General features: G+C 76.9%; 6 protein-coding genes. All 6 read left to right on the top strand.

The window, feature by feature from the left end:
• The coding region (locus ACFV4N_RS39225; RefSeq protein ID WP_499677753.1) for a hypothetical protein at nucleotides 1–544 on the top strand (544 nt) is incomplete at its 5' end.
• Nucleotides 541–1,008: a hypothetical protein gene (locus ACFV4N_RS39220; RefSeq protein ID WP_499677752.1), complete on the top strand. Its 468-nt coding sequence runs from the start codon at nucleotides 541–543 to the stop codon at nucleotides 1,006–1,008. The genes ACFV4N_RS39225 and ACFV4N_RS39220, both read left to right, overlap by 4 nt.
• Nucleotides 983–1,522: a hypothetical protein gene (locus ACFV4N_RS39215; RefSeq protein ID WP_499677751.1), complete on the top strand. Its 540-nt coding sequence runs from the start codon at nucleotides 983–985 to the stop codon at nucleotides 1,520–1,522. Before ACFV4N_RS39220 ends, ACFV4N_RS39215 begins: the two co-directional genes overlap by 26 nt.
• Nucleotides 1,522–1,665 (top strand): hypothetical protein, encoded by a 144-nt coding sequence (locus ACFV4N_RS39210; RefSeq protein WP_499677750.1) that lies wholly within the window; start codon nucleotides 1,522–1,524, stop codon nucleotides 1,663–1,665. The genes ACFV4N_RS39215 and ACFV4N_RS39210 overlap by 1 nt, the downstream gene beginning before the upstream one ends.
• An 18-nt stretch (nucleotides 1,666–1,683) precedes the next feature.
• The gene (locus ACFV4N_RS39205) at nucleotides 1,684–2,226 is read left to right on the top strand and encodes a hypothetical protein (RefSeq protein ID WP_499677749.1); all 543 of its coding nucleotides are present in this window, start codon (nucleotides 1,684–1,686) and stop codon (nucleotides 2,224–2,226) included.
• Nucleotides 2,227–2,259: 33 nt separating this feature from the next.
• Nucleotides 2,260–5,391, top strand: coding sequence for a S8 family serine peptidase (locus tag ACFV4N_RS39200; RefSeq protein WP_499677748.1), 3,132 nt, complete (start codon nucleotides 2,260–2,262; stop codon nucleotides 5,389–5,391).
• Nucleotides 5,392–5,409 lie beyond the last annotated feature (18 nt).

Below are 5,409 nucleotides of genomic sequence, written 5' to 3'. Positions count from 1 at the left end.
GACCCACGTCGCGCCCGCCGCCACCACCGACCGCTTCCTGGTGCACGGCCGCGAGGTCGTGGTGGCCGAGGCCCACGACGGCGAGTCGTCGTTCGCCACGCTGATCGGCGCCTACCACGAGCTGATGACCGTGTACGCGGGTCCGGCGCCGCGCCGCGACCGCGTCTTCGCGCTGTTCAACTCGCTGCGCGTGGACGACCGCGTGGGCGGCATGGTGGTCGAGCCGCGGGCGGCGACGCTGCTGGACACGGTGAGCGAGCACGTCGTGGTCGTGGTGCGCGACTTCGGGTCGGTGTCCGTGCCCGGCCCCCGGCAGGCGCGCGACCACGTGCCCGCGCACGCGGGGGCGCCCACCCGCCACGGCGAGGTGTGGAAGGTCGCGCTGCCGGGTGCGCGGGGCTCGACCGCCCTGTCCGACCACACGTTCGTGGTGGGCTGCGCGGCGGGCGTGGCCGAGGTGCACCTGTCCGACTCGCCGCACCGCACCGACCGGGAGCGGCTGGACTGGCTGGCGGGCATCGGCGTGGCGTGGGAGGCGGCGTGAACCCCGGCACCGCGTTCCTGGTCGTCACCTGGGTGGCGATCGTCGTGCTGTTCCTGGGGCTCGCGGCGGTGCTGCGCGAGGTGCGGCTGTTGCGGGCCGCCGTGGCGCGCGACCCGGCGGGCTTCTCGGCGGCGCAGCCGGACGTCGTGCTGGGCGAGCGGTTCGCGAACCGGGTCGTGCTGGCCGCCGACTCCGGGTGCCCGCTGTGCGTGGCCGTGGCGCGTCGGCTGACCGACGCCGTGCTGCTCACCCACGAGCCGCCGGGCGCGTGGGACACGCGGTTGGACGTGGTGAGCGACCGCGAGGCGTGGCGGTCGGTGTCGCACCTGGCGCCGCCGGTGCTGATGCGGGTCGACGCGACCGGGCGGGTGGCGCGGCTGGCGCTGCCGGTGCGCGAGGAGCAGGTGGACGAGGTGCTCGACGAGTGGGGGGTGCGCGGTGTTGGCGTTCGACTCGATCCCTGACCACGACCGGGGCGAGGGGCGCAGCAGCGCGTTGCGCGACCTGAAGGTCGCCGGTCGCCGCCGCACCGTCCTCAAGGCCGCGGTGCTGGGCGCGCTGACCATCGGGGCCGCCGCGCTGACGCCGCCGCGCCGGGCCCGCGCCGAGACCGGTCCGCACGCGCTGACCGGCTGGGACCGCAACGACTGCCGCGACGCCTACCCCGGCGGCTACGCGGAGGACGCCGACACCGGCGGCGAGTTCGTCAACACCTACGCGGCCTGCTGGGCGGGCGGGTGGCGCAGCAGCGAGTTCTGCGAGGCGGGCTGGCACAAGTTCGGCACGGCGGTCGTCGGTGACGTGCACGTCGACCACACGCCCATCGCGACCATGTGCGGCACCACCACGACCAAGAACGCGTGGCGCTGGACCACGCCGGACGGCAAGGTCTACCGCTGCTCCGACGGGTTCAGCACCTACTGGGGCGGCGGCCAGACCGGGCAGACCTACCTGACCATCTGCCGGGCGCGGGTGTGATGCGCTGGCACCCGCTCCTGCTGGCCGCGGCGCTCGCGGCGGCGGCGCTCGGGAGCGCGGCCGTCGCCCTGGCCGGCGCGGCGCTCGCGCCGTGGCTCCTGGTCGGGGTGACGGCCGGGTTCGCCACGTCCGGCTCCACTTGAAGCCGGAACTCGGCCCACGTGCTGAGCTCGCCGGTCTGGCGAGGTCCACCCGCGCTGGCGTTCCGCGCCGGCCTGCTCCTCGGGGGCGCGCTGAGCGCCGTCGCGCTCCTGGTCGTCGGCTCGCTGCTGCGGGCGCCGCTGCCCGGCTGGACGCGGTGGGCGGCGGTGGCGCTCGCGCTGCTCGCCGTGCTGCTGCGGGAGGTGCGCGTGCTGCGGTTCGCGCTGCCGGAGAACCGGCGGCTGGTGCCGGAGAGCGTGTTCCGGCTGGGCCGGCTGCTCGGCCCGCTCCAGTTCGGCGTGGAGATGGGCACCGGGGCGCGGACGTACCTGCCCAGCGGGCTGCCCCACGCGGCGGCGGTGGCGGTGCTGCTGACCGCGACGCCCGCGGGCGCGCTGCTCGCGGGCGTCGGTTTCGGGCTGGGCCGGGCGCTGATGACCACGGCCGCGCTGCGCCACCGGGGCGATTGGCACGCGCTGTGGGGCCGCTGGTCGGCGCGGCTGGCCGCGGTGCTCGGCGGTGCTCTCACCGCGGCGCTGGCGGGCGCGTTCCTGGCCGGCTGACCGTGTCCTCGTCTTCGGGAAGGGAGGGCGGACGTGCGTTCGCCGAAGCTGGTTCTGGTGGCCCTGCTGGTGGCCGGGTCGACGGCCGTGCCCGCGCCGGTCGCGGTGGGCACGGAGGGCACGGAGGGCGCCGTCGAGGCCGGGCAGGTGGTCACCCTCGTCACCGGTGACCGGCTGCGGGTCTCGCGCGGTCCGGGCGGGGTGGCCGTGGAGGTGCGGCCGGTGGCCGGGCGGGAGCACGTGGGGTTCCTGCGCGACGGCGACCGGGTGGTGCCCTCGGACGCCCTGCCGCTGATCGACGCCGGGCGGCTGGACCCGCGCCTGTTCGACCTGGGGCTGCTGCCCCGGGACCGGCCGCCGTCGCTGATCGTGACCGACGCCGGCGGTGACGTGCCCGCGACCGGCGTGCGGGCCCTGCCGAGCGTGCGCGGCGCGGCGCTGAACCCCGCCGACGGCTTCTGGGACTGGTTCACCCGCTCGCGGGCCTCGGTGTGGCTGGACGGGGTGTCGCGGCCGACCCTGGACGGGACCGCGCCGCTGATCGGCGCGCCCACCGCGTGGGACAGCGGGTTCACCGGGGCCGGTGTCGCGGTCGGCGTGCTGGACACCGGCGTGGACGCCGACCACCCCGACCTGGCGGGCCGGGTCGTCGAGCAGGCCGACTTCACCGGTTCCGGCACGGCTGACGAGGTCGGCCACGGCACGCACGTCGCCGGGATCATCGCGGGCGACGGCACCGCGTCCGGCGGCCGGTACCGGGGTGTCGCCCCGGACGCGACCCTGGTCAGCGGCAAGGTGTGCACGACGTTCGGCTGCCCGGACTCCGCGGTGATCGCGGGCATGGAGTGGATCGCGCCCCGCGTGCCCGTGGTGAACATGAGCCTGGGCGGCGCGTACAGCGACGGCCGGGACCCGGTGTCGCGCGCCCTGGACGAGCTGACCGCCCGCCACGGCACCCTGTTCGTGGTGGCCGCCGGCAACGACCGCGCGCTCGACCAGCCCGACCCGCTGGCCTCGGTCACCTCGCCCGCCGCGGCCGATGCCGCGCTCGCCGTGGGCAGCACCGGCCGCGACGGCGCGACCAGCCCGTTCTCGCCGCGCCAACCGCGCCTCGGCGACCACGCGGTGAAACCCGACATCGCCGCGCCCGGCGCCGACGTGGTCTCCGCCCGCGTGCCCGGCACGCCCGCAGGCGACCTCGCGCCCGTGGACGAGCACCACGCGGCCCTGTCCGGCACGTCGATGGCCGCGCCGCACGTCGCCGGCACCGCCGCGCTGCTGCGGCAGCGGCACCCCGGCTGGGCGGCCGACCGGCTCAAGCCGCTGCTGGTGAGCACCGCCCACCCGACCGCCGACGTGTTCGAGCAGGGCGCGGGCCGGGTCGACGCGGCGCGGGCCGTGTCCCAGGACGTGAGCGCCTCCGGCGGCGTCGGGTTCGGGTTCCTGCGGTGGCCGCACGACGCCGCGCTCGACCGCACCGTGACCTACCGCAACGACGGCGCGGAGCCCGTGGCGCTGGCCCTGTCCACCGACTCGCCGCGCTTCACCGCCTCCGCGTCGAGCGTCGTGGTCCCCGCGCGCGGCACCGCGTCGGTGGCGGTGCGCCTGGACCCGGCCGGCGCGTCCGGCCGGCTGGGCGCGCGGCTGACCGGGTCGGCGCCGGGCGTGGTGGTGCGGACCGCGCTGACCGCCGTGCTCGAACCGGAGTCCCACGACGTGCGGGTGGCGCTGCGCGGGCGCACCGGCACGTCCGCGTCGACCGTCGTGAAGGCCGTGGACACCGACACCGGCGCGGCCTACGGCGTGCGCGTGGTGGGCGGCGTCGGCACGGCCCGCCTGCCGAAGGGCCGCTACGACGTCAACGCCGTCGAGGTCTCCGGCGCCGGCGACGTGACCCTGCTCGCCAGGACCGGCGTCACCGTGGACCGGGCGACGACCGTGGACCTCGACGCGACCGCCGGCACCCCGGTCACCACCACGGTCGACCGGGCCGGCGCGGAACTCGTGGTCGGCGAGCTGCTGCTGGTGTCCGGCACGGCCGAGCGCACGTCCGGCCTGGGCTGGTTCGCCCGGCCCGGCCAACGCGTGCACCTGGTCGCCACCCCGGGCACGGTCACCGACCACGTGTTCACGCTGTCCTACCGGGCGACGCTGACCGCCCCGGGCGCGGTGTACCACCTGGCGTTCCTGTCCCGGGGCGCGATCCCGGACGGCCGGTTCACCGCGCGCGACCGCGACCTGGCCCGCGTGGACGCCCACTACCACGCGCAGGGCGCGCCGACCGAGGGCCTGCGCTCGGACTACGCGTTCCTCGACGACCCCGGCGCGAACAGCGGCATCTACGAGGCATACCCGCACGAGGTGCCCAGCCGCCGCACCGAGTTCTACACCGCGTCGCCGGACGTCCGCTGGCAGCACCTGGCCGCGCTGTTCCCGCCCGACGCGGAGGACGTGGAGAACACGGTGTCCTACCGGACCTACCGGCCGGGCCGCCAGGAGAGCCACTGGAACCGCGCGCCCCTGGGTCCGGCGTTCGGTGACGAGGAGCTGGGCTTCGGCATCCGGCGCGACGGCGGGCAGCTGTCCGTGGGCGTGACCCTGCTGTCCGGCGGCGACCCCGACCACTTCACGCTGCCGCCCTACAGCGCTACCGGAACCACCGAGCTGTTCCGCGACGGCCGCTCGCTGGGCGTGAGCGACCTGCCCGGCACGGGCGTGTTCGAGGTGCCGGAGGAGCCGGGCACGTACACGGTGCGGTCCACCGTGCGGCGGTCCGTGCCGTGGTCGGTGATCGGCACGTCGGCGGACGTGACGTGGACCTTCCGCGAGTCCGGCGGCCCGGCGCCGGTGCTGCTGGTGCGCGCCGAGGCGGACGTCGACGAGCAGGGCCGCGCCCCGGCCGGGCGGCTGTTCCCGCTGCGGCTGCTGGCGCGGCACCAGCCGGGGTCGACCGCGTCCCGCCTGGTGGCGCTGGAGGTGGAGGCGTCGTCCGACGACGGGGCCACGTGGCGCGTCGCGCCCACCACGTTCACGCCGGCGGGCACGGGCGTGGCGCTGGTGCGCCACCCGGTCGCGCCGGGCTTCACCTCGCTGCGGATCACCGCGCGCGACGCGGACGGCAACTCGGTGGTGCAGACGGTGATCCGGGCTTACCAGACGCGTTAGGGCGGTCCGGACAGCCGG

The sequence above is a fragment of the Actinosynnema sp. NPDC059797 genome (assembly GCF_042732085.1).
In the GTDB taxonomy this organism is placed as follows: Bacteria; Actinomycetota; Actinomycetes; order Mycobacteriales; family Pseudonocardiaceae; genus Actinosynnema.
Note: the sequence above shows the minus strand (reverse complement) of the source record. Positions and strands in the feature narration are given on the sequence as shown.

What these genes read in the sequence shown, in the direction of transcription:
- ACFV4N_RS39210 (WP_499677750.1), top strand. Translation starts at nt 1,522, where the DNA reads ATGCGCTGGCACCCGCTCCTGCTGGCCGCGGCGCTCGCGGCGGCGGCG.